This window comes from Lamprocystis purpurea DSM 4197 (genome assembly GCF_000379525.1).
Classification (GTDB): domain Bacteria; phylum Pseudomonadota; class Gammaproteobacteria; order Chromatiales; family Chromatiaceae; genus Thiodictyon; species Thiodictyon purpureum.
Genome location: NZ_KB902362.1, coordinates 214,516 through 240,289, shown reverse-complemented (window position 1 = coordinate 240,289; position 25,774 = coordinate 214,516). Strand labels below are relative to the sequence as shown.

The 25,774-nt window shown below is 63.7% G+C and carries 25 protein-coding genes; 8 read left to right on the top strand and 17 right to left on the bottom strand.

Annotated features, from left to right (window positions below; all coding sequences use genetic code 11):
• The first annotated feature begins 103 nt into the window (after positions 1-103).
• From A39O_RS0100995 to A39O_RS0100975, 5 genes are all read left to right on the top strand, one after another.
• Positions 104-2,290 carry a hypothetical protein gene (locus tag A39O_RS0100995; RefSeq protein ID WP_157639543.1) on the top strand — a complete coding sequence of 729 codons (2,187 nt, stop codon included), beginning with the start codon at positions 104-106 and terminating at the stop codon, positions 2,288-2,290.
• Positions 2,291-2,470: 180 nt separating this feature from the next.
• Positions 2,471-3,466, top strand: a complete 996-nt coding sequence (locus A39O_RS0100990) for a glycosyltransferase family 2 protein (RefSeq protein ID WP_020502849.1) — start codon at positions 2,471-2,473, stop codon at positions 3,464-3,466.
• Positions 3,453-3,887, top strand: a complete 435-nt coding sequence (locus A39O_RS31410) for a GtrA family protein (RefSeq protein ID WP_211211522.1) — start codon at positions 3,453-3,455, stop codon at positions 3,885-3,887. The genes A39O_RS0100990 and A39O_RS31410 overlap by 14 nt, the downstream gene beginning before the upstream one ends.
• 61 nt (positions 3,888-3,948) lie before the next feature.
• Positions 3,949-4,902 (top strand): NAD-dependent epimerase/dehydratase family protein, encoded by a 954-nt coding sequence (locus A39O_RS31405; protein ID WP_245561688.1) that lies wholly within the window; start codon positions 3,949-3,951, stop codon positions 4,900-4,902.
• Positions 4,903-4,954: 52 nt separating this feature from the next.
• The gene (locus A39O_RS0100975; protein ID WP_040526799.1) at positions 4,955-6,835 is read left to right on the top strand and encodes a polysaccharide biosynthesis protein; all 1,881 of its coding nucleotides are present in this window, start codon (positions 4,955-4,957) and stop codon (positions 6,833-6,835) included.
• Positions 6,836-6,910: 75 nt separating this feature from the next.
• Here the strand turns inward: A39O_RS0100975 and aroB are convergent, their stop codons facing one another.
• The 7 genes from aroB to A39O_RS0100940 all read right to left on the bottom strand — a co-directional run bounded on the left by aroB (position 6,911) and on the right by A39O_RS0100940 (position 14,204).
• Positions 6,911-8,014 (bottom strand): 3-dehydroquinate synthase, encoded by a 1,104-nt coding sequence (aroB, locus tag A39O_RS0100970; RefSeq protein ID WP_020502845.1) that lies wholly within the window; start codon positions 8,012-8,014, stop codon positions 6,911-6,913.
• Between the two features lie 193 nt (positions 8,015-8,207).
• Positions 8,208-8,732: a shikimate kinase AroK gene (aroK, locus tag A39O_RS0100965; protein ID WP_026199074.1), complete on the bottom strand. Its 525-nt coding sequence runs from the start codon at positions 8,730-8,732 to the stop codon at positions 8,208-8,210.
• Between the two features lie 246 nt (positions 8,733-8,978).
• The gene (gene pilQ, locus A39O_RS0100960; protein ID WP_026199073.1) at positions 8,979-11,246 is read right to left on the bottom strand and encodes a type IV pilus secretin PilQ; all 2,268 of its coding nucleotides are present in this window, start codon (positions 11,244-11,246) and stop codon (positions 8,979-8,981) included.
• 20 nt (positions 11,247-11,266) lie between these two features.
• Entirely contained in the window at positions 11,267-11,833 is a 567-nt protein-coding gene (locus tag A39O_RS0100955; RefSeq protein ID WP_040526739.1) for a pilus assembly protein PilP, read from the bottom strand.
• Positions 11,834-11,868: 35 nt separating this feature from the next.
• Positions 11,869-12,474 carry a type IV pilus inner membrane component PilO gene (locus A39O_RS0100950; RefSeq protein WP_020502841.1) on the bottom strand — a complete coding sequence of 202 codons (606 nt, stop codon included), beginning with the start codon at positions 12,472-12,474 and terminating at the stop codon, positions 11,869-11,871.
• A gap of 81 nt (positions 12,475-12,555) precedes the next feature.
• Entirely contained in the window at positions 12,556-13,131 is a 576-nt protein-coding gene (locus A39O_RS31400; RefSeq protein WP_020502840.1) for a PilN domain-containing protein, read from the bottom strand.
• Complete coding sequence (locus tag A39O_RS0100940; RefSeq protein ID WP_020502839.1) at positions 13,131-14,204, bottom strand: pilus assembly protein PilM; 1,074 nt, start codon at positions 14,202-14,204, stop codon at positions 13,131-13,133. Before A39O_RS0100940 ends, A39O_RS31400 begins: the two co-directional genes overlap by 1 nt.
• 212 nt (positions 14,205-14,416) lie before the next feature.
• Here A39O_RS0100940 and A39O_RS31395 point away from each other — a divergent pair, with 212 nt between their 5' ends.
• Both A39O_RS31395 and A39O_RS0100930 read left to right on the top strand, forming a co-directional pair.
• Entirely contained in the window at positions 14,417-15,031 is a 615-nt protein-coding gene (locus A39O_RS31395; protein ID WP_020502838.1) for a hypothetical protein, read from the top strand.
• Between the two features lie 72 nt (positions 15,032-15,103).
• The gene (locus tag A39O_RS0100930) at positions 15,104-16,090 is read left to right on the top strand and encodes a malate dehydrogenase (protein WP_026199071.1); all 987 of its coding nucleotides are present in this window, start codon (positions 15,104-15,106) and stop codon (positions 16,088-16,090) included.
• Between the two features lie 217 nt (positions 16,091-16,307).
• On the opposite strand, the gene rpmE is transcribed toward A39O_RS0100930, so the two are convergent.
• The 5 genes from rpmE to trkA form a co-directional block, all read right to left on the bottom strand.
• Entirely contained in the window at positions 16,308-16,508 is a 201-nt protein-coding gene (gene rpmE, locus A39O_RS0100925; protein WP_020502836.1) for a 50S ribosomal protein L31, read from the bottom strand.
• 162 nt (positions 16,509-16,670) lie between these two features.
• Positions 16,671-17,861, bottom strand: a complete 1,191-nt coding sequence (hemW, locus tag A39O_RS0100920) for a radical SAM family heme chaperone HemW (RefSeq protein WP_020502835.1) — start codon at positions 17,859-17,861, stop codon at positions 16,671-16,673.
• The gene (locus tag A39O_RS0100915) at positions 17,858-18,943 is read right to left on the bottom strand and encodes a TRAP transporter substrate-binding protein (protein WP_020502834.1); all 1,086 of its coding nucleotides are present in this window, start codon (positions 18,941-18,943) and stop codon (positions 17,858-17,860) included. The genes hemW and A39O_RS0100915 overlap by 4 nt, the downstream gene beginning before the upstream one ends.
• A 13-nt stretch (positions 18,944-18,956) precedes the next feature.
• Positions 18,957-20,411, bottom strand: coding sequence for a TrkH family potassium uptake protein (locus A39O_RS0100910; RefSeq protein WP_020502833.1), 1,455 nt, complete (start codon positions 20,409-20,411; stop codon positions 18,957-18,959).
• On the bottom strand, positions 20,411-21,814 hold the full coding sequence (gene trkA / locus A39O_RS0100905) for a Trk system potassium transporter TrkA (protein ID WP_020502832.1): 1,404 nt from the start codon (positions 21,812-21,814) through the stop codon (positions 20,411-20,413). Before trkA ends, A39O_RS0100910 begins: the two co-directional genes overlap by 1 nt.
• Before the next feature lie 169 nt (positions 21,815-21,983).
• Between trkA and A39O_RS43345 the strand changes: the two genes are divergently transcribed.
• On the top strand, positions 21,984-22,181 hold the full coding sequence (locus A39O_RS43345) for a Sec-independent protein translocase subunit TatA/TatB (RefSeq protein ID WP_040526788.1): 198 nt from the start codon (positions 21,984-21,986) through the stop codon (positions 22,179-22,181).
• Between the two features lie 153 nt (positions 22,182-22,334).
• On the opposite strand, the gene A39O_RS31385 is transcribed toward A39O_RS43345, so the two are convergent.
• The 5 genes from A39O_RS31385 to queF all read right to left on the bottom strand — a co-directional run bounded on the left by A39O_RS31385 (position 22,335) and on the right by queF (position 25,704).
• Positions 22,335-22,943 carry a hypothetical protein gene (locus A39O_RS31385; RefSeq protein ID WP_020502830.1) on the bottom strand — a complete coding sequence of 203 codons (609 nt, stop codon included), beginning with the start codon at positions 22,941-22,943 and terminating at the stop codon, positions 22,335-22,337.
• A 111-nt stretch (positions 22,944-23,054) separates the two neighbouring features.
• Positions 23,055-23,864: an ABC transporter permease gene (locus A39O_RS0100890; RefSeq protein WP_020502829.1), complete on the bottom strand. Its 810-nt coding sequence runs from the start codon at positions 23,862-23,864 to the stop codon at positions 23,055-23,057.
• Positions 23,865-23,871: 7 nt separating this feature from the next.
• Positions 23,872-24,510, bottom strand: coding sequence for an ABC transporter ATP-binding protein (locus tag A39O_RS0100885; protein ID WP_020502828.1), 639 nt, complete (start codon positions 24,508-24,510; stop codon positions 23,872-23,874).
• Complete coding sequence (gene trmB, locus A39O_RS0100880) at positions 24,510-25,217, bottom strand: tRNA (guanosine(46)-N7)-methyltransferase TrmB (RefSeq protein ID WP_020502827.1); 708 nt, start codon at positions 25,215-25,217, stop codon at positions 24,510-24,512. Before trmB ends, A39O_RS0100885 begins: the two co-directional genes overlap by 1 nt.
• A gap of 94 nt (positions 25,218-25,311) precedes the next feature.
• Positions 25,312-25,704: a preQ(1) synthase gene (gene queF, locus A39O_RS0100875; protein ID WP_020502826.1), complete on the bottom strand. Its 393-nt coding sequence runs from the start codon at positions 25,702-25,704 to the stop codon at positions 25,312-25,314.
• Between the last annotated feature and the right edge of the window lie 70 nt (positions 25,705-25,774).

Below are 25,774 nucleotides of genomic sequence, written 5' to 3'. Positions count from 1 at the left end.
ACCGCTGTCACGACCGGCGGCGCCAAGACTCTGATAGCAGTTCTTAGAGACTTGCGCCGCACATCAGCATCATCTCCAGCCCTGCTATCCCATTGATTTCAGGATGAACAAAACACTGTTTACCGCTTTGTTCGGCCGCGATAGAGAGACCCAAGCCGGCCAAACCTCTTTTTCGCTTGTTTTCATTACGAGAAGAGCGGCCCGGCTACTCTTCCGGCCAGCGGCACTGATAGTACTATTGGCAATCGCGTTGCAACTCACCGCGCCCGAGAAGACTGCCTCCATAGATCCCAGCGCTATTACACATGATCAAGGTTTTGCCTATATTCTCCGGTTACCGAAGGAGTCGGGGTTCAGTCTTTTTTCTCCTACGCGTGGCGATGACTTGTATTCGCCGAACGGCTCAGCGCTGGAGCTTCTTGAAGACGGGCGTCCGCTGCCCAAGGCGCATGCCGCGCATGATGAGATCAGAAGCCTGGGAAGTGGCCGGTATTCTCACTGGAAACGACTCCTGCTGTTCTCCTCGACCGATGGCATATCACCCGCGTCGGGAGTCCACACGTACAGCTATCTTATCACTCAGAATATCGCACCCTGGTTGCAGGGACTTGCATTACTCTGCGCACTCCTGATCGTCTTGCACAAGCGGCGGCAATTGCTGACCCTCCTCACCTCACATCAATTTTTCCACTTTCTGATCCTGCTCAGTCTAGGTACAGCCGTGCTGGTCACTGCACTTGTCGCACATTCGCTCTGGGGCGCCTGGCGGCTGGTTGACTTACAGCCCGACAGTTCCACATACCTGGCACCGGCAGCGACGGCGCTGTTTGCAGGAGACTGGGGCCACCTCGTGCGGCCGTTTGTCTATCCGGCGATTGCCTTTGCAGCGATCTGGTCAGGCGGCACCCTCGATCACCTCATTGCATTGCACATTGCCGCCTATCTGCTCGGTGCTCCGCTGATCTATGCGATCGTCCTGCTGCCGGGACAGCTCGCGGCCCGCTCACTCGATCACTCACGCACAGCATTCAATCGCGCGATGAGTCATCTGATTGCGGCCGCCGCCGTGGTCGTCTATTTTTCGCTTTCCGCCCTTTACCTTGCCTCGGTTTTCTATGTCGCACCGGAGATCTTATCGTCCATTGCGGCACTCGCGGCCCTGTGGCTCTCCCTCAAACTCATGCTCGACCGTCGACTGAAACGCGCAAACCTGGCAGCGTGTGCGCTTGGCGCCGGACTCTGCGCCGCGGCGATCGTTGGTATGAAGCCCGCGCTGTTGGCGCTGGCCGGATTGACATTGCTCTTGGCTACCTGGGGCTTGTGGCAACAGCGGATGCGGTTTCAAAAAACCCTGTTGATCGCGACCTGGGGGGCCATGATCGCCTTACCAGCCGCCGTCGTCGTCGGGGATCGCTATCTGGCGCAGCAATACCATGACGCATCCGCTCGACTGTTTGGGCCAACCACGGTATTTTGTAATAATGCGGATATCATAGGCCAGGCGCTGGAGACTCCGGATTCCCGAGCCCGGCAACTGCTGGGCGACACCGCGGCGCGCGATGTGGCACAGTTCCTCAAGGATGTACAAGAGGATGAGAGCTGGCCGCTCCTGGGATTCAACGGCGACCGGTGCATGTATACGCTCGCAATACGACGCATCGCATTGGAGCGTCGCTACTTCGGCCCGACCAGCGACGACGTGGTGCGCACCTATCGTCAGTTGCTGACAGCAAGTATCGCTGATGCGCCTGGGCTGTACGCGCGACGGGTCGTGCGACAGTTCAAGCGCTTTCTGCTCGATCGGTCAGCGGACGACTGTTATCGTCACGACCAACACGCGTGGTCGCCGGGGACCTTTGCGCCCGACTTGGCGCTGGTCCAGCGGTTGATCGATGAACGGGGCAGCGACATCCGGGGGCAAGCGTTTCCTCATCCCTTTCCTCTGAACACGCTGTGCCGAGATCTTGCCAAGCGTATGAACACTGCTCACATACACCTGGCTACGCTTTCGCTCATCGGGGCAACGCTCTGTTTTTTCGGGCGTCGAACGATGCCCCGGCGGCTGATCCTGTCGGCGCAGGCCGCACTGATCAGCATCGGTTTCTGGCTGTCGACCGCACCGATCGTGGCCCTGGTTCACACCTTTGATATCGAACGCTATATCACCGTGACCTTCCCGCTCTATGTGGTCATGCTGGCATCGACCTTGAGCTTCACTTTGGCACTCGTCATTTACGGACTCGGTCGGGCAGTCGACTGGGGGCGCGGTCAACTGCCTCGCAGGCTATAATCGCAGCGCTTTACTTTTCTGAGACCAAGGCCGGAAGCCGGTCAGGCAGGCGTCGCGGCCGGCGGGTCACGGTACGACAGGTTGATGGTTGGACGGGATAATCAGCATCCTGGATCCTATGCAGATACAATACTGAAGAACCTGAGTTCGTCGGCTGGACCTGAAGAGATGACGAGTGTAATGGCAAACGATGACATACGGATCGCCGTTCTGGTTCCTTGTTACAACGAGGCGACCACGATCGCGGCTGTAGTACGGGACTTTCAGGCGGCGCTGCCGCAGGCGATTATTTACGTCTACGATAACAACTCGACCGACGACAGTGCGGCGAAGGCCCGGTCGGCAGGCGCGGCTGTTCGCCGGCAACCGCTGCAAGGCAAAGGACACGTCGTCCAGCGCATGTTTGCGGACGTCGAGGCCGACGTTTATATCTTGGTCGACGGCGACGACACCTATGACGCCGGCGCCGCGCCTGGACTGATCGAATGCTTGCTGCAGGAGCGTTTGGACATGGTGAACGCGGCGCGGGCGACAACCTCAGGGGACGCCTATCGCACCGGACATCGCTTTGGCAACTGGATGCTGACGTCACTGGTCGGCGCGATGTTCGGACATCGCTTCAACGACATGCTGTCTGGTTACCGCGTCTTCAGCCGGCGATTCGTCAAGAGCTTCCCGGCGCTGGCACAAGGTTTTGAGATCGAGACCGAACTGACAGTACACGCCCTCGAGTTGAATCTTCCGGTGGCCGAGGTACAAACCGCTTACAAGGAGCGTCCGCCCGGTTCCACGAGTAAGCTGAATACCTTTTCAGACGGTACGCGAATTTTGCTTACGATCGCGCGTCTGTTGAAGGCCGAGCGCCCGTTTGGCTTCTTCGCCACGGTCGCCGGCGTTTTCGCGGCGATCGGTCTCACGCTGGCTGTTCCGCTGCTTCAAACCTATTGGGAAACCGGTTTGGTACCGCGTTTTCCGACCGCATTTCTGGTCGTTGGACTGATGGTGCTGTCGGCATTATCGCTCGCGAGCGGACTCATCCTGAATACCGTAACGCAAGGTCGACGGGAACTGAAGCGACTGGCCTACCTGCAGTTGAAGTCGGTCGGGTATGATACGCAGTCCGGTGCGCATCCAGGCGCCTGCGACACAGGGCGAGGTCATATTGACAGGGTCTGAGTTTCGCGCTTTGGGACGCTTCACACTCGTCGGCACGACGGGTTTTGTGATTGATGCCGGGATCTTGACCCTGCTTGCACAGGGCTTGGGCCTCAATATTTATGTCGCTCGCATCTTTTCGTTTGCAGGGGCGGTGTTGGCGACCTGGTCGCTGAATCGGGCCTTTGTGTTCACCGCTAAGGCAGCGGTACGATCCCGGGCCACGACCGCAACCGAGCTGGTGCACTATCTTGTCGTGCAAAGTGGTGGCGCGGTTGTTAATCTGGCCCTATTCGCAGGCCAGATTATGGTTTGGCCCATGCTGCGGGATTACCCCGTGGTACCGCTGGCGGTGGCCTCCGTGCTGGCGCTGATCGTCAACTTCATCGGGATGCGGCTGTGGGTCTTCGGCGGAGTGAGAAAGCGGTCGGAATCGGCCTGAATCATTGCATCGTCGACCACGGTTGCTGCGCCTGGGAGGTTCCTTGACGAACATCGCCTTAGTGACTGGAGCCTCGGGTTTTATTGGCCCGAGTCTGTGCCGGCATCTCAAGGCGGCCGGCTGGCAGGTCCGCGCGATCATGCGCCGACCCGTACCTGGACCTTGGGATGCGTCTATCTTGATTGATCTCGGCCGGGAACCCGTGCCCCTGGAGACGCTCGCGGATGTCGACTGCGTTTTCCACCTGGCAGGCAAGGCCCATGCATTGGCGCAGGGACCCGGCGCCGACGAAGAATACCGACTGGCAAACTGCCGGAGCACGCTGGACCTGCTCGCGGCGTCACGCGCTCAGGGAGTACGCGGGTTCGTCTATTTCAGCAGCGTCAAGGCCATCGGCGAAGGCGGCGGCCCCGGCGACGACCCTGGTTCCGAGCCGGCAGCCTTGTCTCCCTATGGACGCTCGAAACGTGCGGCCGAGGACGCGGTGCTGACCAGCGGAGCGGTACCGCACCCGGTGGTCTTGCGCCCGTCCCTGGTCTACGGTCCGAACCCTAAGGGCTATCTTGAACTGCTCATTCGGGCAGTGCGGGCCGGTTGGTTTCCGCCGCTGCCGGACTTGGGGAATGCGCGGTCCATGGTCCATCGTGACGACCTCGTAGCGGCGACGCTGCGCTGTGCCATCGATCCCCGTGCACGGGGCCAGACCTATGTGGTCACTGATGGAACGCCATACAGCACGCGGCAAGTCTATGAGTTCATTTTGACGTCGCTGGGGCGCCGGGTACCGGGCTGGACACTTCCGCCTGGCCTTCTGCGTCTGGCCGCGCGAGGCGGGGATGTACTGGGACGGATGCGTGGCAGCCGTTTCGTATTCGATTCCGATGTGCTCGACAAGCTCATCGGGTCGGCGGTCTATGACGGCAGTCAAATCTGCCGGGAATTAGGGTTCAGGCCCCATCGGGGTCTTGGCGAAAGCATGGCTGAGATCGTGGCTTCTACCCGACCGGCTCCTTAGTCAAATGGCAAACGTTTCCCCGGATGTCGACACGCGCAGGAGCCGCGCCTTGATGCGGTATTGGTTCCAGCGTTCGCGCTCGCGGGTGCTGGTGTTTCTGCATGATTTGCTGATGATCCCGGCGGCCTGGGCACTGACCTATTGGCTGCGTTTCAATCTCAGCACGGTCCCGCCCGAGTTTATCGACCAGGCGGTGCGGATGTTGCCGCTGGTCGTGCTGGTCCTGGTGCCGGTGTACTGGGCCTTTGGTTTGTACCGCGGGGTTTGGCGCTACGCGTCGATGCACGATCTGGTGCGCATCGCGCTGGCCGTGCTGGTCGGGACGACGCTGCTGCTGTTCCTGCTGTTCGTGTTGAACCGGATGGCCTATGTCCCGCGGTCGATGCCGGTCCTGTTCGTGATCTTTCAGTTCTTGTTGCTGGCGGGGCCGCGGCTGCTGTACCGCTGGCTGAAGGATCGGCGCCTGGATTTCAGCGACGGCAAGCGGGTGCTGATCGTCGGCGCCGGGCGGGCCGGGGAGATGTTGGTACGGGACCTGTTACGGGACCGCAACGTCGGCTATGTGCCGGTGGCCTTCGTGGACGACAAGCCGCGTCGACTGGGTGGCGTGGTGCATGGGGTACCGATTCGCGGGACCACAAGCGAGATTCCGGCGGTGGTCGAACTCTACGGGATCGACGTGATCCTGCTGGCGACGCCGAGCGCGTCGATGCGCGAAATGCGGCGTCTGGTCGATCTGTGTGAAGCGGCCGAGCGGCCATTCCGGACCGTGCCGCAGATCCGGGAACTGATGGCAGGCCAGGTGGCGGTCAACCATCTGCGGCCGGTCTCGATCGAGGATTTGCTCGGGCGCAACCCGGTGACCCTGGATTGGGACGGCATTCACGCCGGGCTGACGGGGCGGGTCGTGCTGGTCAGCGGGGCCGGGGGCTCGATCGGCTCGGAACTGTGCCGCCAGCTCAAGCGTTGCAATCCGCAGCGGCTGATCTTGCTCGATCACAGCGAGTACAACCTCTACAGCATCGAGATGGACTTGCTGGACCGCCCCGATCCGCCGGTGCTGAGCCGGTACCTGGTCAACGTGACCAATGCCGCCGCGGTCGCGTTAGTGTTCGAGCGGGCGCGCCCGGACATCGTCTTTCATGCGGCGGCCTACAAGCATGTGCCCTTACTGGAAGACCAAATCCAGGCGGCCTTGCACAATAACGTCATCGGCACGCAGATCATGGCCGCGGCGGCGGATACCTGGGGTTGCGAGCGCTTCGTGTTGATCTCGACCGATAAGGCGGTGAACCCGTCCAACGTCATGGGGGCCTGCAAGCGGTTCGCGGAACTGATCTGCCGGGACATGAATCAGCGTTCCGCCTGCCGGTTCATGACCGTGCGCTTCGGCAATGTGCTGGGCTCGGCGGGGAGCGTAGTCCCCCGGTTCCAGCAGCAGATCGAGCGGGGCGGACCGGTCACCGTGACCCACCCGGAGATCGAACGCTTCTTTATGACGATTCCGGAGGCCTGCCAGTTGATCATGCAGGCGGCGGTGATTGGTGCCGGCGGGGAGATCTTCGTACTGGATATGGGTGAGCCGGTGAAGATCCGCTATTTGGCCGAACAGATGATCCGCCTGTCGGGCCGCGAACCGGGCCGCGATATTGCGATCACGTACATCGGCCTGCGCCCTGGGGAGAAGTTGTTCGAGGAATTGTTCTACGCCTCGGAGGGCTTTGCCGATACGCCGCACCCACGCATCCATGTCGTCCGGCAGGACGCCGATCCCAGCCCGTCGATGTTGCAGGCGGCACTGGATGACCTGCACGCGGCGCTCTTCACACGCGACGACGAACCCTGTCTGCGTGTACTCGCGCGCGTGGTGCCCGATTGGCAACCGCAGGATCAGCCGCCGATTGAGGGTCCGACAGAGACAGCAGATCTGTAGGGTCCGCTGTGCGGACCGATGGCCGCGCAAATCGCCCGGTGGCCGGGTTGATGGCCGAGACCGAGTAGGCGCGGCTCAACGCGTCTTGCCAGGGTCGGTGACCGGGCCATCGGCGCCGAGGGTTGCCCGCAACAGGGCCGGATCGAACTGATCGGTGACGACCGCGGCGCCGATCGCGCGCAGCAGCACGAGACGCAGCCGGCCGTCGAGAACCTTCTTGTCCACGGCCATCAGTTCCAGGAAACGCTCGGCGGAGAGGTCGGACGGCGGCACGGTGGGAAGCCCCGCGCGGCCGATCAGGTCGCGCGTGCGTTGCAGCGCCCCGGCGCTCAGCCAGCCGAGGCGTGCGGACAGGTCCGCGGCCATGCACATGCCGGCGCCGACCGCCTCGCCGTGGAGCCAGTTGCCGTAACCGGCGCCGGTCTCGATGGCATGCCCGAAGGTATGACCCAGATTCAGGAGCGCGCGCTCACCGGACTCCAGTTCATCCGCGGCCACCACCTGCGCCTTGTTCTCGCAGGAGCGGCGAATCGCCTCCACCAGGGTGTCCGGATCCCGGTCACGCAGTGCCGTGAGATGCGTGTCGAGCCAGTCGAAGAAATCGGGGTCGCGGATCAGGCCGTATTTGATCACTTCCGCCAGGCCAGCCGAGAGTTCGCGGTCGGGCAAGGTGTTCAGCGTGGCGGTGTCCGCGATGACGGCCCGGGGCTGGTGGAAAGCCCCGATCATGTTCTTGCCCAGTGGGTGATTGATGCCGGTCTTGCCGCCGACCGAGGAGTCGACCTGGGCGAGCAGGGTGGTTGGGACCTGGATGAAGGCAACCCCCCGCTGGTAGCTGGCGGCAGCGAAGCCGGCCATGTCGCCGATCACCCCGCCGCCCAGAGCAATCAGGGTGCAGTCGCGACTGAAGCGCTCGGCCAGCAGAGCGTCATAAATGCGGTTAAGCTGGTCCTGCGTCTTGTAGACCTCGCCGTCGGGCAGGATCAGAGTGCTGACGCGCAATCCGGTCAAGGCGGCGCGCACGGGCTCCAGATAGAGCGGGGCCACCGTTGTGTTGGTCACGATCATGACCTGACCGCCCGGGATATGCGGGCGGTAGCGGTCGGGATCGGCGATCAGGCCGGTACCGATGTCAATGGGATAGCTGCGAACGCCGAGCGAGACGGTCAGTGTGGTCATGATGGTTCGTTTGTCGTAACTGCCGACTCAGGGCGGCTGAATGCGCTACGTCAAGAGGGAAGCCCCCGTGGGAGCGGCCTCCGGCCGCGATAGGTCGCCACGGTGAGAGGCGGGTTAACCTGCGAGGCCCCATCGCGGCCGGAGGCCGCTCCCACAGGGTGGCCGCGCGACCAAAGAAGGGCACCCGTCGGCTCTAGGTTTCTTCCGATTCGAGCCTGCGGCGGATCTCTTTGACAACCGAGGCGGTGCCGCGCTTTTCGGTGGAGACGACGAGATCCGCGACCTGCCGATACAGCGGGTCGCGTTCTTCCATGAGCTCGCGCAGCCGCTCCAGTGGATCATCGGTTTGCAGCAGCGGTCGCCCGCGGTCGCGGGAGGTCCGGCTGTGCTGTTGCTCCGGGGTGCAGTGCAGGTAGATCACCACGCCGCGAGCGGCCAGGCTCTGCCGGGTATCGGCGTTGAGCACGGCACCGCCGCCGGTGGCAAGCACGATGCGCTCCTCCGCCACCAGATCCTCGATCACCTGGCGCTCTCGCGCACGGAACCCCTCCTCACCCTCGTATTCGAAGATGGTCGAGATGTCCACGCCGGTGCGTCGCTGGATCTCATGATCGCTGTCCTTGAAGGTATAAGACAAGGATTCCGCGAGCTGTCGACCAACGGTACTTTTGCCGGCCCCCATGGGGCCCACGAGGAAAATGTTCTGCGCTCGTATCATCTCTACACATATGCCAGATTTTGACCCGATGGGCAAGGCTTAAGCGCAATGCCGGGCGATTCAGGACGCCCGCGCCACGGCCGCCGCAGGCTTTGCCGCCGTCCGTCCGGCCGTGAAGCGAGCGTTGTGAACGTATGTCAAGGCAATATTTACGCCAGACTCCGCGTCGCGACCCCGACGGCTGCAAAGATCACTGCGGTGTTTACCGTCCGACCGCGGCAATCACTTGCAAGCCGATTTTCGCGGTCAATTGCGCACCATGTCTCCCCGCAGGATCTTGGGGGTTACGAAGATCAGCAGTTCGGTGTTGTTGTCCTGCCGCGCCTCGCGCTTGAACAGCCGCCCGAGTACCGGGACATCACCAAGCCAGGGCACCTGCTCCTTGTTGAAGGTCTTGTTCCGTTCGTAAACCCCGCCCAAGACCACGGTCTCGCCATTGTCGACCAGGACCGTCGTCTCCACCGAACGGGTATCGATCGGGGGTACACCGAGCACCTCGCGCGAAAAGTCCGGGTTATCTTTGTTGACTTTCAGATCCATGATAATGCGATCGTCCGGGGTGATCTGCGGCGTGACGTCCAGCTGCAGCAAGGCTTCCTTGAACGAGGTGGTCGTGGCACCGCCGCCGCCGCCCGCACTTTCCTGATAGGGAATCTCCTGACCGACCTTGATCGTTGCCTGCTTGGCATCGGAGGTGATGACCCGGGGGCTGGAAATGATCTCGCCGCGGCCCTCGCGCTGCATGGCCGAGAGCTCCAGTTGGAGCAGGTAAGAACCGACCTTGCCGATCAGCAGATTGATGGCGCCGGACGGGTCGACGGCGGGCAGACTGACCAGCAACGGGACGGTGTCGGCGGGACTCGCCATGGTCCCGACGCCGGCGAGCGCGGGATCGCGCGCATTGTGCACCGACGCGGTTCCGAGCCATTGGCCGGGGAGGCCGCCGGAAACCTCATTGAACTTTCCTTTATGAGGGCCGCTGACATTTTCCTGCCAGCGCGTGTACCCAAAACGCACACCCAAGTCACGGGAGAAATCATTGTTGGCGATCACGATGCGCGATTCGATCATGACTTGGCGGACGGGGATATCGAGGCGACCGACGATCTTGCGGATATCCTCCAGCTTCGCGGTTGTATCCTGCACCAACAGAGTGTTGGTCCGGACATCCACCGTCACCGTGCCGCGGTCCGGCGTGAGCATATTGCCTTTTTCCGATTTGAGCATCGTGGCGAGATCCTGCGCCTTGGCGTAGTTGACCTGAATAAATTCCGACCGTAACGGGGCCAGGTCCTCGATCTGCTTCTGCGACTCCAGTTCCAGCTTCTCCTGGGCCGCCAATTCCTGGCTCGGTGCCACCATGATCACGTTGCCGGTCTGCCGCATGGCCAACCCCTTGGACTTGAGGATGATGTCCAGCGCCTGGTCCCAGGGGACATTCTTGAGCCGCAGCGTGATGTTGCCGCGTACTGTATCGCTCGCGACCAGATTGAGTCCGGTGAAATCGGCCAGCAACTGCAGGACGGCGCGCACCTCGATATCCTGGAAGTTCAGCGACAGCCGGTCGCCGGTGTAGACCACTTTCTGTTTCTCGAGCTGTTCCTTTTCCGCCGGCGTCAGGGCGCGGAACTCCAGGGTGAAGAGATCATCGGTCTGATAGGCCAGATAGTCATAGTCGGTCCCGGTTTGAATATCGATCAAGACGTTGCGACCGTTCGGTTTCGCCTCGACCGCGACCACCGGGGTCGCAAAGTCGGTTACATCCAGACGCCGGAATAAACGCTGCGGGAGTGTGCTGTCATAGATGTCGACGAAGACATGCTTGGCCTGTTCACGCACCGCCACCCGCGTCTGCGCGCTCGGGAGCTTGATGATCACCCGTCCCTCGCCGCCGTCACCGCGGCGGAAATCGATGTCACGCACCGCACCGCCGGCCCCCGCGGAGCGCGCGGGTGACGGCGTCGGGCTCGCGGCCGTGCGCCGCGAACCGGCAGCCGGTCGCGGCGGAGCCGTGTTCGGGACCCCGGACACCGCCGCGGTCGGCGGCGGTGGGGGCGCCAAGTCACCGCCTTGGGTGTTGATTTTCAGAGTGACCCGATTGCCGTTGGCGCTGACCTCGTAGGGCACCGAGTCGTTCAGATTGACCACGACGCGCGTGCGATTGCTGGCCTCGACCGCCACCAGGCTGTGCACTGCGCCGACACCGATCGGGACGGCCTTGCGGTCGAGTTTACTGGTGACGCCGTCGAAGTCGAGCGCGATGCGCGCCGGATTCTCGGTCGCGAAGGTCTGGGGCGCGGCGACTGGCCCGGAGAAGTCCAGTTGGATCTCGACCCGGTTGCCGGGGAGTGCGGCAAATTCGACGGCGCGCAGGTCGACCGCCCGTGCCGGAGCCGCGGTGATCAGGATCACCGTGACCAGCAGCAGCCACGTCGGCCATCCGACCCGACTGACCAGGCATGGTCGTCCATGGCAAGGCCGTCGGCACGCGTTCACGGGACCTGGGCTGTTCATCGCGGCTTGCCCTCCACGGGTTACTGGCTGAGCTGGACCGTCGCCTGGCGCTCACGCCATTCGCCGGGGCCTTCCGACACGATCTCGGTCAATTGGATCGCTTCGTCGCTGATGTTGATAATCTGACCATTGTTCATCCCCAAGTAGTTGCCGACGCGCACGCGGTGCAGTATGCCATTCGGTCCGCGGATCAGGCCCCACCGGGTCTGGTTCTGTTCCAAGGTGCCGACCATCCGCAAGGCGTCGAGCGCGAACCCCTCCAGTTCCTCCTTGCGTCGCAGCGGGTCCGGCGCAAGACTGTTTCCGGGCGCGGCGGTCGGCTGATCAGCGCCGCGCACGTCCACCACGAAGGGGTCCCGTCGATCGGCGGGCTCATAGACGAAGGTGTTGATCTGCTTGATGTCCGGGAGCGGCTCGATCGGACCCGGATCACGCGCCTTGACCTTCTGGACATAGTCCTCCAGATCACTCTTGTCCGCCCCGCCGCAGCCCGCGAACAGCACCGACAATAGCACGGGAATGAGTCGCCGCAGAAGCCAGGCACGCCGGGACCCGCGAGAGCGGGCGCCGCCCGCGGTCGGGAGCACCGCAAGAACTCGTCGCGGAAAGTGCGCAGGCGCTGTCATTTGGTCGCCGCCTCGTCCAGATACCGATAGGTCTTGACTTGGGCCTGCAGCAACAGCTTGGCGTCCGCCGTTCCCCGCTCGCCCCCAGGATTGGAAATCTTCACGTCATGGATGGTCACGATGCGCGGCAGGGCGGCGAGACCGCTAATGAAGCGGCCGAACTCGTGATAATGGCCGGTGACGCGGATGTTGATCGGCAGTTCCGCGTAGAAGTCCTTCGATTGCTCTCCCTCGGGTTGAAACAGCTCGAACTCCAGCCCCGCGGCCAGTCCGGTCTGCGAGACATCGACCAGCAGCGCGGCAACCTCGGTCTTGTCCGGAAGTTGGCGCAGCATGGCGCCGAAGGATTCTTTCATCTCTTCGAGCTGCTGCCGGTAGGCATCGAGATTGGCGGCCTTGCGTTGCTTGGTCTCGAAGGTCTGACGCAACTCCAGTTCCTTGGCGCGCTCCTGATCCAGGCGCAGGAGCTGGTTCTGCGTGTCCAGATAGTAAACAGCCCCGCCGATGGCGATACAGCCGATCAGGATCACGAGCGCCTTGATCGCCGACGGCCATTCGCCGATGTTGTTCAGGTCGAGTTCGTTGAGTGCGCGCAGGTCCATGTAAGGATTCTAGGGATTCTGGTGAGTCGGTTGAGTCTTGCCTGGTTGCGTCTTGACTGGCGGATCGGCGAAGTCAGGACATCACGTCGGGCTCGCCGCGTCGCCGGCCGCGGCGCCCGGTTGTATCTGGTCGAACGACAAGCGGAAATGACTGAGTCCGGTGCCGGTCTTGTCCTTGTTCTCGATCAGCAGGAGGCGCGGGTTACCGATCCAGGCGGACCCCTCGACACTGCGCATGAAGGCGGAGACACGCGCATTCGACTGCGCCCGGCCCTCGAGCACGACACTACGGCCGGTCTGTTCCATCCGCGTAAGAAAGACCCCTTCGGGCATGGCATTGACCAGTTCGTCAAACAGTCTGACGACCTCCGGGCGGCTCTGTTGCAGTTGCTGGATGATGTTCATGCGCGCCAGGAGATTGGCCTTGGTCTCTTCCAAGGTCTGAATCTCTTTGATCTGGCGGTTGAGTTGGCTGATCTGTTCGTCGAGGAATTGATTTCTCGCTTGTTGGACGCTGATCAAGACCTCGATCTGAAAATGTACCGCGGCGGCGACGACCAGCGCCAGCCCCAGGCTCACCCCGCCAACGATCGCGAAGTCGCGGCGGCGGCGGCGCCGTTCAGCCTCGCGCCAGGGAAGGAGATTGATGCGTGCCATCAGTCGAATCCTCGCAGGGCCAAACCAACCGCAACCATCATGCCGGGCGCCTCACGCATGAGTTCCTGTGCCTTGATCCGAGGCGAGAGTGACATCTGGGTGAAAGGGTTCGCCACGATGGTCGGGAGGCCCAGGCGCTCCTCGACCAGCTCATCGATCTTGCGGATACCGGCAGCCCCGCCGGCCAGGATGATCTGATCGACCCGACTGAAGGTGGTTCCCGAGTAGAAGAACTGGAGCGCCCGACCGATCTGCTGCGCCAGGGCTTCTTTGAAGGGGCCCAGGACCTCCGTGTCGTAATTCTCGGCGACGTCGCCGTCGAGTATCTTCTGGGTGGCCTGATCGCGCGGCAGGCCGTAGCGGCGCTGTACCTCGTCGGTCAACTGCTGACCGCCGAAATTCTGCTCACGGGTGTAGACGACTTGCCCATCGTGGAGGACATGCAGTGTGGTGGTCGAGGCGCCCACGTCGGCGATGGCGATGGTCTGCTCCGTGCGCTCGTCGCCATGTTCGCCCATGATCAGCGCGCAGGCGTTCTCGATGGCGTAAGCCTCCACATCGACGACAGCGGCAATCAGACCGGCGGTCTCGAGGGCGCTCACCCGGTCGTCCACGTTCTCCCGGCGAGAGGCGGCCAGCAGCACGTCGACCATGTCCGCACTCGCCTGCGAACGTCCCAGGACGTCGAAATCGATATTGACCTCTTCCAGGGGGTAGGGAATGTACTGATCCGCCTCCAACTGGATTTGTGTTTCCATCTCCGCGTCGGACAGCGCGGCGGACATCGAAATCACCTTGGTGATGACGGCTGAGCCGGAGACCGCGACCGCGGCCCGCTTGGTCTTGGTGCCGGAGCGCATCACGGCCCGCTGGATGCACTGACCGACCGCGTCGGCATCGGCGATCTTCTTTTCCACCACCGCGTTGTTCGGCAGCGGCTCGATGGCGAAGGCCTCGACGCGATACAGGGCCGTGGTCGACCCGACGCTGTGCGACAGCTCGATCAGCTTGATCGCGGTCGAGCTGATGTCGATGCCCAGCAGGGCCTTGCTCTTAGGTCGGAGACCGAACATGGGATTCTCTGTTAAGCTGGCGGTGCGCGCGTAAAGCCTACATCAGAATGACGGGATTTCCTGCGAAATATATCAAACCGCGCCGTCGCGGTGTCGCCGCCGCGCGCGGCGGGTCGGCGCCTTCGGGTCAATGGCAGCGCGGCGAGCCCAGTCTGAGTCAGTCGAGGTGCGGGATGGCGGGACGAGACCGATCGCAAGCGTCGCGTGAGCGGATGGCCTACGAGGCCGCCCGCATCATGGTCGAACAGGGGGAGTCGGACTTCGATCGGGCACGGCGCAAAGCCGCCGAGCGCACCGGCGTGATCGATCGCCGCGGTTGGCCGACCAAGGAGGCGATTCAAAATGCGCTCCTGACCCAACGCAGACTTTTTCAAGGCGATGCTCATGCGCGTGATGTCCTGCGGTTGCGCTCCGACGCGCTCCAGGCGATGCGTACCTTCCGTTCCTTCAGTCCGCGCCTCATCGGTCCGGTGTTGCGGGGGTCCGGCCAGGTGGACGCTGGGGTGCAACTCTGTCTGCACGCGGACTGTTCGGAAGACGTGGTGTTCGCGCTCATGGAGCAACGCATTCCCTGGCAGCAGCACGAACATCTTTTTCGTTACGGTGGGGGCGAGCGCCGCGCCCACCCGGTGTTTCGGTTCGTAGCCGGAACCACGCCGATTGAGCTGATTGTGCTGCCGCGCGCCGCGCAACGCAACCCGCCGCTCGACCCGGTGACCGAGCGCCCCGAGCGGGGGGCCGACATCGCGGAATTGGAGCGCTTGCTCAGCACAGGCGACGGCGACGCGCCAAGCCAATCGACAAGATTAACAGAACTCATAAAATGAATAGAGTTTCGGATGCAATGATCAACCGCCATCGCATCATTTCAACCACACTGATTACCACCGGAGTGACCTATGTCTAAAGCCCCCATGCGCGTTGCCGTTTCCGGCGCCGCCGGCCAGATCGCCTACAGCCTGCTGTTTCGCATCGCCTCCGGCGAAATGCTCGGCAAAGACCAGCCGGTCATCCTGCAATTGCTTGACCTGCCGCAGGCGCAGCAGGCCGCGCAAGGCGTGATGATGGAGTTGGACGACTGCGCCTTCCCGCTGCTGGCCGGCATGACGGCCACCGATGACCCCAATGTGGCCTTCAAGGATGCCGACGTCTGCCTGCTGGTGGGCGCCCGGCCGCGCACCAAGGGCATGGAGCGCGCCGACCTGCTGAGCGCCAACGGCGCCATTTTCACCGTGCAGGGCAAGGCGATTGCCGAGAACGCCAAGGAAGACGTGCGGGTGCTGGTGGTCGGCAATCCCTGCAATACCAATGCATTGATCGCCGCTTCGGCGGCCAAAAAGGTCGGCCGCACCAACCCCGACAACTACCATGCCATGCTGCGCCTGGACCACAACCGCGCCCTGTCGCAGCTCGCCGCCAAGATCGGCCGCGATGTGTCGTCCCTGAAGCAACTGGTGGTGTGGGGCAACCATTCCCCGACGATGTTTGCCGACTACCGCTTCACCACGTCCAACGGCGAGAGCGTCAAAGACCTGATCAACGATCAGGCCTGGTATAACGACGTCTTCCTGCCGACCGTCGGCAAGCGCGGCGCCGCCATCATCGAAGCGCGCGGCCTGTCCTCCGCCGCGTCGGCGGCCAATGCCGCCATCGACCACGTGCACGATTGGGTCCTCGGCGCCGATGGCTGGGTCACCATGGGCATTCCGTCGCATGGGGCCTACGGCATTCCGGCGGGGATCGTGTTCGGCCAACCCTGCGAGTGCAAGGGCGGATCCTTCAAGCTCATCGAAGGCCTGGACATCGACGCCTACAGTCGCGAGAAGATCGATATCACACTCAAGGAACTGACCGACGAGGCAGCGGCGATCAAGCATATGCTGTAGCGACGGGCCACAACCTATCGGCTGGGGCTAAGGAGAGCCCCAAGCGCGGTGGCACATGAGAGGCTCTGCAGGCCCGTCGCTCTGGATAACGAAATCGGCGCCCGAGGCGATGTTATCGAGCGGACACAGTGCAAGAGATGCCAGATTGACTAGCATCTCGAATGAATTTTTCCGCAGTGGCCGCCTGAGAGGCGCGCGAGTGCGCGCCGCGGGAGGATCAGCGCGCGTACTTTCGGCGGAACTTGTCGACGCGACCAGCGGTATCGACGATCTTCTGCTTGCCGGTATAGAAGGGGTGGCAGGCGGAACAAACTTCGACGTGCATGTCTTTGCCCAGCGTGGAGCGGGTTGCGAACTCGTTGCCGCAACTGCAGGCGACCTTGACGTCGGCGTATTTCGGGTGGATTCCTTCTTTCATGATGCCCTTTTGCGCCCAGTGCGGGCTCACTTATACTCTAGGAAACGCGGCACGATATCATCGTTAGCCGCTGACCGCAACTTGGGTTTCATAAATGTGGGTTTCGCAAATGTAGGGGCGGGTTTCAAACCCGCCCCTACATCCGGTGATCGCGCTGGACGCCTACAGGAAACGTGACACCAGATTGTCGCCGAAATCCCGGCCGAGCGCGGTCGGCTCCAGGCGATCACCGGTCATCCGCAGGAGCCCGTCCGCGACGGCGGCGGCCACGACCGACGCGATCCGCGACCAGGGCAACCCGGTGGTGGACTCGAACAACCCCCGTTCGAATCCCTGGGTGAGACGGAAAGCGTTGAGCGCGAACTCGCTGATCCGGTCCTCATGACTGAGTTGCCGCCTGCTGCTGATCAGGTCATCCGGGGCGGCGGCGAGGTAGGCCCGCGGGTGGCGGCGCTTGGCGGTACGGCAGATGCGACCCTCGGCGGCGTCGGTCAGCTTGCCGTGGGCACCGGCGCCGATCCCGAGATAGTCGCCGAAACGCCAGTAGTTCAGGTTATGCCGACAGGCCCGCCCCGGTCGGGCATGGGCCGAGACCTCATAGTGCCGGTACCCGGCCTCGTGCAGCCGTTCACGTCCGGCCGCGGCCAGATCAGCGGCCAGATCCGCGTCCGGAAGCACCGGCGGCGCGGCCTGCATGGGGGTGTTGGGCTCCAGTGTGAGCTGGTAATAGGACACCTGCTCCGGATCCAGCGCCAGCACCGCATCCAGATCCGCTCGCGCCCCGGCCGGAGTCTGGTCCGGCAGCGCGAACATCAGATCCAGATTCAGGTTGTCGAAGCCGGCGGCGCGGGCCGCATCAACCGCCGCGCGCGCGGCGGCCGGGTCATGGATGCGGCCGAGTCGGGCCAGCATGGCGCCGTCCAGGCTCTGGACCCCGATCGAGAGCCGGTTCACACCCGCGCGGCGATACGCGGCGAAGCGCGCGGCATCCGCGGCGCCTGGATTGGCCTCCAAGGTGATCTCGCAATCCGCCGTCAGGACCATCAACCCACGCACGCCATCCAAGAGGGCCTGGATCGCGGTCCCCGGAAACAAACTGGGGGTGCCGCCGCCGATGAAGATGCTCAGCAACGGGCGCCGTGCCGCATGGTCGCACAACGCCTGCGCCAGATCGGCGAGGAGCCGGGCGACATAGTCGGCGAAAGGCGGCTCGTCGCTCACGGCGTGTGAGTTGAAGTCGCAGTAGGGACATTTGCGCAGACACCAGGGCAGATGAACATAGAGTCCGAGCGGCGGCGCTTGCAGCAGCCGGGGCGCATCCCCGGTCGGGCCTGTGCTGCGGCCCGCGGTCATGCCTGATCGCGCGCGCGCAGATAGGCGAACGCGCTGATGTCGCTCCACGCCTTGGCTTGGGTGAGGTACTTCTTATAGGAGGCGTGGACCTTGGCCGCGAACGCGTCCTGCTGCGCCAGCCCCGCGATCACCTCGTTCGCATGCGTATGCAGCGTGCGGATCACATCATCAGGAAAGCACCGCAGTTCGACCTGATGCTTGGTGACAACGGTGTTCAGGGCAGCCGGATTGCGCGCCGTAAATTCGGCCAGCATGTCCTGATTAGCCACTTTACAAGCGTTCAGGACGATGGCGCGAAGGTCCGCGGGCAGCGCGTCGAGTGCCTGTTTGTTGATCAGGGCCTCGACGACGGTGCCCGGTTCATGCCAGCCAGGGTAGTAATAGTATTTGGCGGCCGCGTACAGACCGAGGGCCAGATCCGCGTACGGCCCCACCCACTCGGCCCCGTCGATGACCCCGGATTGCAGCGCCGTGAGCATGGCATCGGGCGGCAGCTTGATGGGGATCCCACCGGCGCGCGCGAGGACCTCGCCGCCCAGACCCGACAGGCCGAGCTTGAGGCCCGACAGGTCCGCGGCCGAACAAATCTCCTTGTTGAACCAGCCGCCCATGTTGACCCCGGTATTCCCCGCGGCGGCCGGGACCAGCCCGAACGGCGCATAGGCCTCGTCCCACAACGCCTGTCCACCGCCATGATAGAGCCAGGCGTTGACCTCCGCGGCGGTCATGCCGAAGGGGATGCTGGAGAAGAACGGCACGGCCGCGCCCTTGCCCGGCCAGTAGAACGCACAGCCGTGCCCCATCTCGACCGCGCCGCGGCCGACCGCGGCGAAGACCTCGGCCGCCGGGACCAGTTCGCCGGCCCCATAGACCTTTACCTGAACCCGCCCGCCGCTCATCGCACCGATCAGGGCCGCCAGTTGGTTGGCGCCGGTCCCCAGACCAGGGAAGTTTCTTGGCCAAGTCGTGGCCATCCGCCACCGGTGCCCGGACTTGGCCTGGGCCGTCTCCAGGCCCCCGCCGGCCGCGCCGAGGGCGAGCGAGCCGGCCCCGACCCCCCTGATGAACTGCCGCCGTCTCATGCTGTGCTTAAGCCTATTTCCGCCAGAACTGGGGTGTAAACAGAATCAGCAGCGAGAAGACTTCAAGCCGCCCAAGCAGCATGGTGAAGCTCAGGACCCAAATCTCATAGTCGGTCAGGCTGCCGTAGTTGGTGGCCGGACCGACCTGGCCGAGACCGGGACCGGCGTTGTTGATGCAGGCGATCACGGCGGTGAAGGCCGAGATGAAGTCGAGCCCACCGAAGATGAGCAGGAAGGTCAGTACGACGATGCTCATGAAATAGAGGAAAATGAAGCCCAGGACCGCGAACACTACGCTATTTGGGATCAGCATCCCGCCGATGGTGATCGGCGCGACCAAATTAGGGTGGATCATGCGGGAAAGCTCGCGCGAAGACTGACGTATCAGGATCAAGGTGCGAATCATCTTGATACCACCGCCGGTGGATCCGGAGCTGGCGGTCACCGATGACAAGAACAGCATCCAGAAGGGAACGAAAATAGGCCATTGGGCATAGTCGACGCTGACGACCCCGCAGTCCGTGGCGATTGAAACCAAATTGAAACTGACGTGGCGCAGAGCTGCCCAATAGTTGTCGTAGGTGTCGACCATCCACAGATATCCGGCGCAGCCGATGCAACTCAGAAAGAGGACCCCGAGCACCCCCTTGGCCTCCGCGTCGTGCCAATAGGCGCGCAAACTGCGCGAGCGCCAGACGGTGTAATGGGTGGCGAAGTTGAGGGCAGCCACGACCATAAAGAAGATCATCACTGCTTCGATCGCCGGTGAGTTGAAAGCACCGACACTCGCGTCGCGGGTCGAGAAGCCGGCCAGGCTCAAGATCGAAAAAGCGTGACAGATCGCGTTGAACCAATCCATACCCACCAATTTGAGTGCCAGGAGACATGCGATCGTGATGCCCAGATAGACAGTCCACAGAATGGTCGCGGTGTCGCCGACACGCGCGGTCAGCTTAGTGTCTTTGATCGGGCCCGGGACCTCCGCGCGCATCAACTGCATGCCACCGACCCCCAACAGGGGCAAAATGGCGACCGCTAGGACGATGATCCCCATTCCCCCCAACCAGCACAGGGCATGACGCCACAGGTTGATCGATGGTGCGGTGATGTCCAGCGTCGCCATCACCGTTGCCCCGGTCGTGGTGAGCCCCGACATGGTCTCGAAGAAGGCGTCGGTAAACGAGAGCTGGGAGTGTATTATCAAGGGTATGGTCGCGACGGCGGCAGTCAGTGTCCAGGCCATGGCGACCAGGATGAACCCGTCGCGCGCTTTGAGATCGACGCGGTGCCGCCGGGTGACCGCTATCAGCAGCAGGCCGGTCAGGATGCATGCGGCCATGCTGAATACGAAGGTCAGCAGGGTTCCATCCGCGTAAATCAGTGCGCAGGCGATGGGCAGTAGATAGGTCAGGCTGACGACCAGCAGCAGACGCCCTAGAACATTAGTAACGGACAGCAGGGAGCGCATCAGAAGAAGCCCAGTCCGACCTGGAAATAGCGTTCTACCTTGGGCACCAGTTCTTTGCTGATCAGGAACAGGATCACATGGTCGCCGGACTCGATCATGGTGTCGTGATGAGCGATCAGAACCTGACGGCGGTCGGACTCCCCCGGTCCCGGCTCAGGCCCGCGGACGATGGCACCCACGGTCACCCCGTGGGGCAGATCCAATTGCTCGATCCGCCGCCCGACCACCTTGCAGGTGGCGACGTCGCCATGCACCACCAGCTCCAGCGCCTCAGCCGCGCCGCGGCGCAGACTGTGCACCGCCGCCACGTCGCCGCGGCGGACATGCGCCAGCAGTGAGCCGATGGAGATTTGGGCGGGTGAAATGGCGATATCGATGCGGTCCGCTTGCAACAGATCGGCATAGATGCGGCGGTTGATCAGCGCCAACACCCGGCGCGCGCCAAGCCGCTTGGCGAGCAGGGCGGACATGATGTTGTTCTCGTCGTCGTTGGTCAGGGCGAGGAACAGATCCATGTCCTCGATGCCCTCGGCGGCCAGCAGGTTCTCATCCGCGGCATCGCCCGCCAGCACCAGTGAATGTTTCAGGGTACTGCCCAGATACTGGGCGCGCGCCTCGTTGACCTCGATCACTTTGACCTGATAGCGCGCCTCCGAGGCCAGGGCCACGCGTTCGCCGATGTTTCCGCCTCCGGCGATCAGGATGCGCCGGGTCGGCCGGTCGCGCCGCCGTAGTTCACCGATGATCTGGCGGCTGTCGCGGGTAGCGGCCAGGAAGAAGACCTCGTCGCCGGCCTCGATCAGGGTGTCGCCGTCCGGAACGATGGCCTGATCGCGGCGGTAAATCGCGGCGATGCGCACGTCCACATGGGGAATGTGTTCGCGCAGGTCGGACACCGGGCGGCCGACCAGCGAGCCGCCGGGGATGGCGCGCACGGCGACCAGACCCACCAGCCCGTCGGCGAACTCCAGCACCTGGAGCGCCTCGGGGAACTCCATCAGCTTGACGATATAGTCGGTGACGATCTGCTCAGGGCAGATGCTGAAGTCCACCGCGAAGTTCTTCGCCTCCAGAAGCTGCGGATAGCGGGTATAGTCCGATGAGCGCAGACGGGCGATTTTGGTCGGCGTGCGAAACAGGGTGGCGGCGGTGCGGCAGGCGCAGAGGTTGGTCTGGTCGCTTTGCGTGACGGCGATCAGCAGGTCCGCATCCGCCAGTCCGGCCCGCTCCAGGACCGAGGGCAGGGCCGCGTTGCCGGCCACCGTACGCAGGTCGAGGCGTTCCTGCAAACGCGCCAGGCGCGACATATCGGCGTCGACGATGGTGATTTCGTTGGCCTCGGAGACCAGACTTTCGGCCACCGATGAACCGACCTGACCGGCGCCGAGGATGACAATCTTCATAGTGGGGTTCGGGGACGAAAAGTGCGATGCGCCGACATGCTACAGCGTTGTATGGTGCCGGGCCAACGACTGCACGGATTTCGGGCGATGGCTGTCGCATGACCAACCGCTGGTCATGTTGTCCGGCTTCGGCGTCGTGATAACAGTTGTCTACTTGGGAGTTGAAATGATGGGTTTTTCCGGAATCAGTTTCGGCGAATTGCTCCTTGTCCTGGTTGTTCTGCTGCTCCTGTTCGGGTCCAAGAAGTTACCCCGAATCGCCTCAGACCTGGGTACCGCGCTGCATGACTTGCGCCGCTCACTGGCGGGCGGGCGGGGTGACGACAACGATGAAGGTCCCGTCAAGGATCAGACTCAAGACCGTTGAGTCATCGGGGCGGGTGTGAAACCCACCCCGCCGTCCGGTTGCCGCGTTCGACGCTGATCGATGCGAAGCGACCAAGCGATCCACCGGGCCGCTGTGCCGAATGACAAGCCGCGGCCTTGGATTTCAGGCTGTTCCGCGCAGAGGAGCTTGGCCTCAGGGTCGCAGAGCCCAGCGCTCCAGCAGGTTCGGCGGAGGCGAATGCCAGGCCGGATCGGCGCCCAGGGGCAGCATGAGCGGCTCGAGTTGCTCCCAGACCTGCCGGGCCTGGCGCTTCGGCAAGAGTCTGGGGAGCAGTTCCCGCAGGTCATCGAGTTCGACACGCAGTTCGCCGACGGTTTTGGCCGCATCAATGCGCTCGACATGGTAAGCATCGACCGGGCACAAGGATTCGAGCAGGATGAGGCGAGCGTAATCCTTCGCTTTCTCCAGGTTGAAGGCGCATTCGGGGATGGCTTCCCCTTCCGGCTGGAGATCCCGCGGGTCAAGCAGGCCGGCCGCAAGCAATTCCCATTGATCGACGTTGAGTCCGTCCATTTCAGGCATGGACTCCTGCGGGGCGAGGAATCCCTCGGCAACCAGGGTCTCGAGTTGCGATGCGGTCTTGTCCGCACTCCCGGCGAACTGGTCCAGCGTCTCAGCCACCGAACAATCCTCGTCCACCCGGATGAGCAGGTGACGCAATTCCGGCGGAAGATGGTATGCCTTGGTCAAAACTTCATCCTGGCCCTTGGCAGTCCTGACGAGAACCTGATTGCGGTTCATAGGCGGATAGCGACCTCGTGTGTGGCGTGAAGGCGTTGGCGGTTCGATCCCTGCAATTATAGCTCGCGAAATGCGATTCGCCTCCCCGTGTTGAGGGATTCCGTGCTTGATTCAGTGCTTGCTCTCCGCGGGGCGCAGTCGGTCCAGCCGCAGGCGCTCGCGCTCGTCGAAAAGTCGGCGCGAGCCGATCCAGACCGCCGCCATGGACCCGAGACCAGTCCCGGCGGAGATCAGGAACATCATCAGGAGTTGGTACTTGGCGGCCTCCATCGGCGGACTGCCGGCTAGAATCTGACCGGTCATCATCCCCGGCAGGCTGACCAGGCCGGCGGTAGCCATGGCGTTGACGATGGGAATCAGACCGGCCCGCAGTGAGTCGCGGCGGATGTCGGCGATGGCGTCGTTCCAGGTGCCGCCGGACAGAAGGCGCGCCTCGATGCGCCCACGGGCGTCCCAGGCCCCGCGGGTCAAGGTGTCGAGCGCGATGGCGGCACCGCTCATGGTGTTGCCGAGCAACATGCCGAGCAGCGGAATCAGATACTGGGGCTGGTACCAGGGCTCGACCCGGATGATCACCGTCAAGGTCAACAGCAGCACACTGAAAGAAGAGATGAACATGGACAGCGCGCCGATCCCGTAGCCCCAGGGGCCGCAGAAGCGCCGTTTCTGGCGTTGCAGGACCTCGAATCCGGCGACCGTCAGCATGAACAGCGCCATGAGCCCGATCAGCCAGGGATTGGTCTGAGCGAACAGGGCCTTGAGCACCAGGCCGACCAGCAGCAACTGCACCGTGCTGCGCACGGCGGCGATCAGCAGGCGCCGCTCCACCCCCAGGTGCAGCCGCCACGACATGAAGGCCAACAGCAGCACCAGCAGCGCGGCGAAGGCCAGATCGAGGGGAGTCAGCAAGACGAGACTCATGGCATGCTCAGGTGATGGCGGCCAGGCGCCCGTCATGGATGCCGAACTGGCGTCCGCCCAGGCGAACGCGCTGCTCAGGGTCGTGGCTGACCCAGAGCACCGCCGCGCCGCGGCTGGCGCGATAGTCCGCCACCAGATGCTCCACCCGCTCGCGATTGCTCGGGTCCAGGTTGGCGGTGGCCTCGTCGAGCAACAGGGCCTCCGGGTCCTGGGCCAGCAGCCGCGCCAAGGCCAGGCGTTGGCGCTCGCCGGTGGAGAGCCGGCCGACCGACCAGTCGAGGACGTCCGGTTCGAACCCCAAGGCGCTCAGCAGAGCGGGCAGAGCGGATGGCGGCGGCGTCCCCGACGCGCCTGCAACGGCGGCCGCTTGCGGGAAATGATCGCCCACCGTATCGGTCCACCAGAACGCCTCGGCCGGGAGCAGGCCGACCCGGCGACGCCAGCGGGCGGGGGGCATGGCGGAGCGCGCCTCCGCGCCCAGCCAGACCTCGCCGGGATGGGGGTCCAGGTCGGCCACGGCGCGCAGCAACAGGCTCTTGCCGGAGCCCGAGGGGCCGGAGACGAACACCAGTTCGCCACTGTCCACGCACAGGCTCACCGGGGCGAGCACCCGCGGCCGCAGCGCCTCGAGTCGCAGGAGGCCCATCAGCGACGCGCGAACACCAGGTCGCGGACCTGATGACCGAGACGCTCGCCGCGCCGTTCGAAACGGGTCAAGGGACGGGTGTCCGGGCGGTCGGCGAAACCGCCCGGGCCCGCGGTGTTGCGCAATGGCGACCCCGCCGCCTCCAGCACTTCAAGCATCTGCACAGCGTAGGGCTCCCAGTCGGTGGCCGCGTGAAAGACGCCGCCGGAGCGCAGTGCCCGACCCAACAGGTCGCGAAAGGCGGGGTTGACGATCCGGCGTTTATGGTGGCGGGTCTTGGGCCAGGGGTCCGGAAAAAAGAGCTGAACCCGCGCCAGCGACCCCGGCGCGATGGCGTGGGCGAGCAACTCCATCGCATCGTGGCGAATCACCCGCAGGTTGGTCAGCCCCAGCCGCTCGCACTCGAGCAGCAGGTGCCCGACCCCAGGCGCGTGGACCTCCACCCCCAGCCAGTGCCATGCCGGCACGGCCGCGGCCATGGCCGCCAAGGTCTCGCCGTTGCCGAAACCGATCTCCAGGACCACGGGCCGGTCGCCGTCGAAGCAGTCGGACAGGTCCAGCGGGGTGCCGGGCGACCAGGCCAAGCCGTAGCGCGGCCAAAGCTGGGCGAAGGCGCGTTCCTGGGCAGCGGTCAGCCGACCCTGACGCAGGACGAAACTGCGCAGCGGACGGCGCCGCTCGGCAGCGTCCGGTACAGCGGATGGCATCAACGGCGGGACGGATCGCACGGAAATAAGACTCGGGAGGCGCGCGGGGTCGATCGGCAAGCGGCCTTTATACCACGGTCCGCAATCGCCGGGTTCAGCCGGGAAGCTGGACCGGCGGCGGCGCCGACCAACCGGGGGCGCGGTGCTCGGCCACCACCGTGGTGTACACCCCGCCGCGGACGTTGAAATCCGCACTCAACCGCATGAAGCGCGGCGCGGTGACCGTGACCAGATCGGTGAGGATGCGGTTGGTCACGGCCTCATGGAAGGCGCCCTCGTCGCGGTAGGACCAGACATAGAGCTTGAGCGCCTTGAGTTCCACGCATAGCCGATCGGGGACGTACTCCAGCGTGAGTTCCGCGAAATCCGGCTGACCGGTCTTGGGGCAAAGGCAGGTGAACTCGGGAACCCGGATGCGAATTGTATAATCGCGCTCCGGCTGCGGGTTTTCGAAGGTCTCCAGGGATTTACTCGGGGCACTGGGCATTGGGCGGTCTCCGGGTTGCCAGGGTGTGGCCGGGAAAAAGACGCGCGGTTCACCACGAACGGCACGCAAT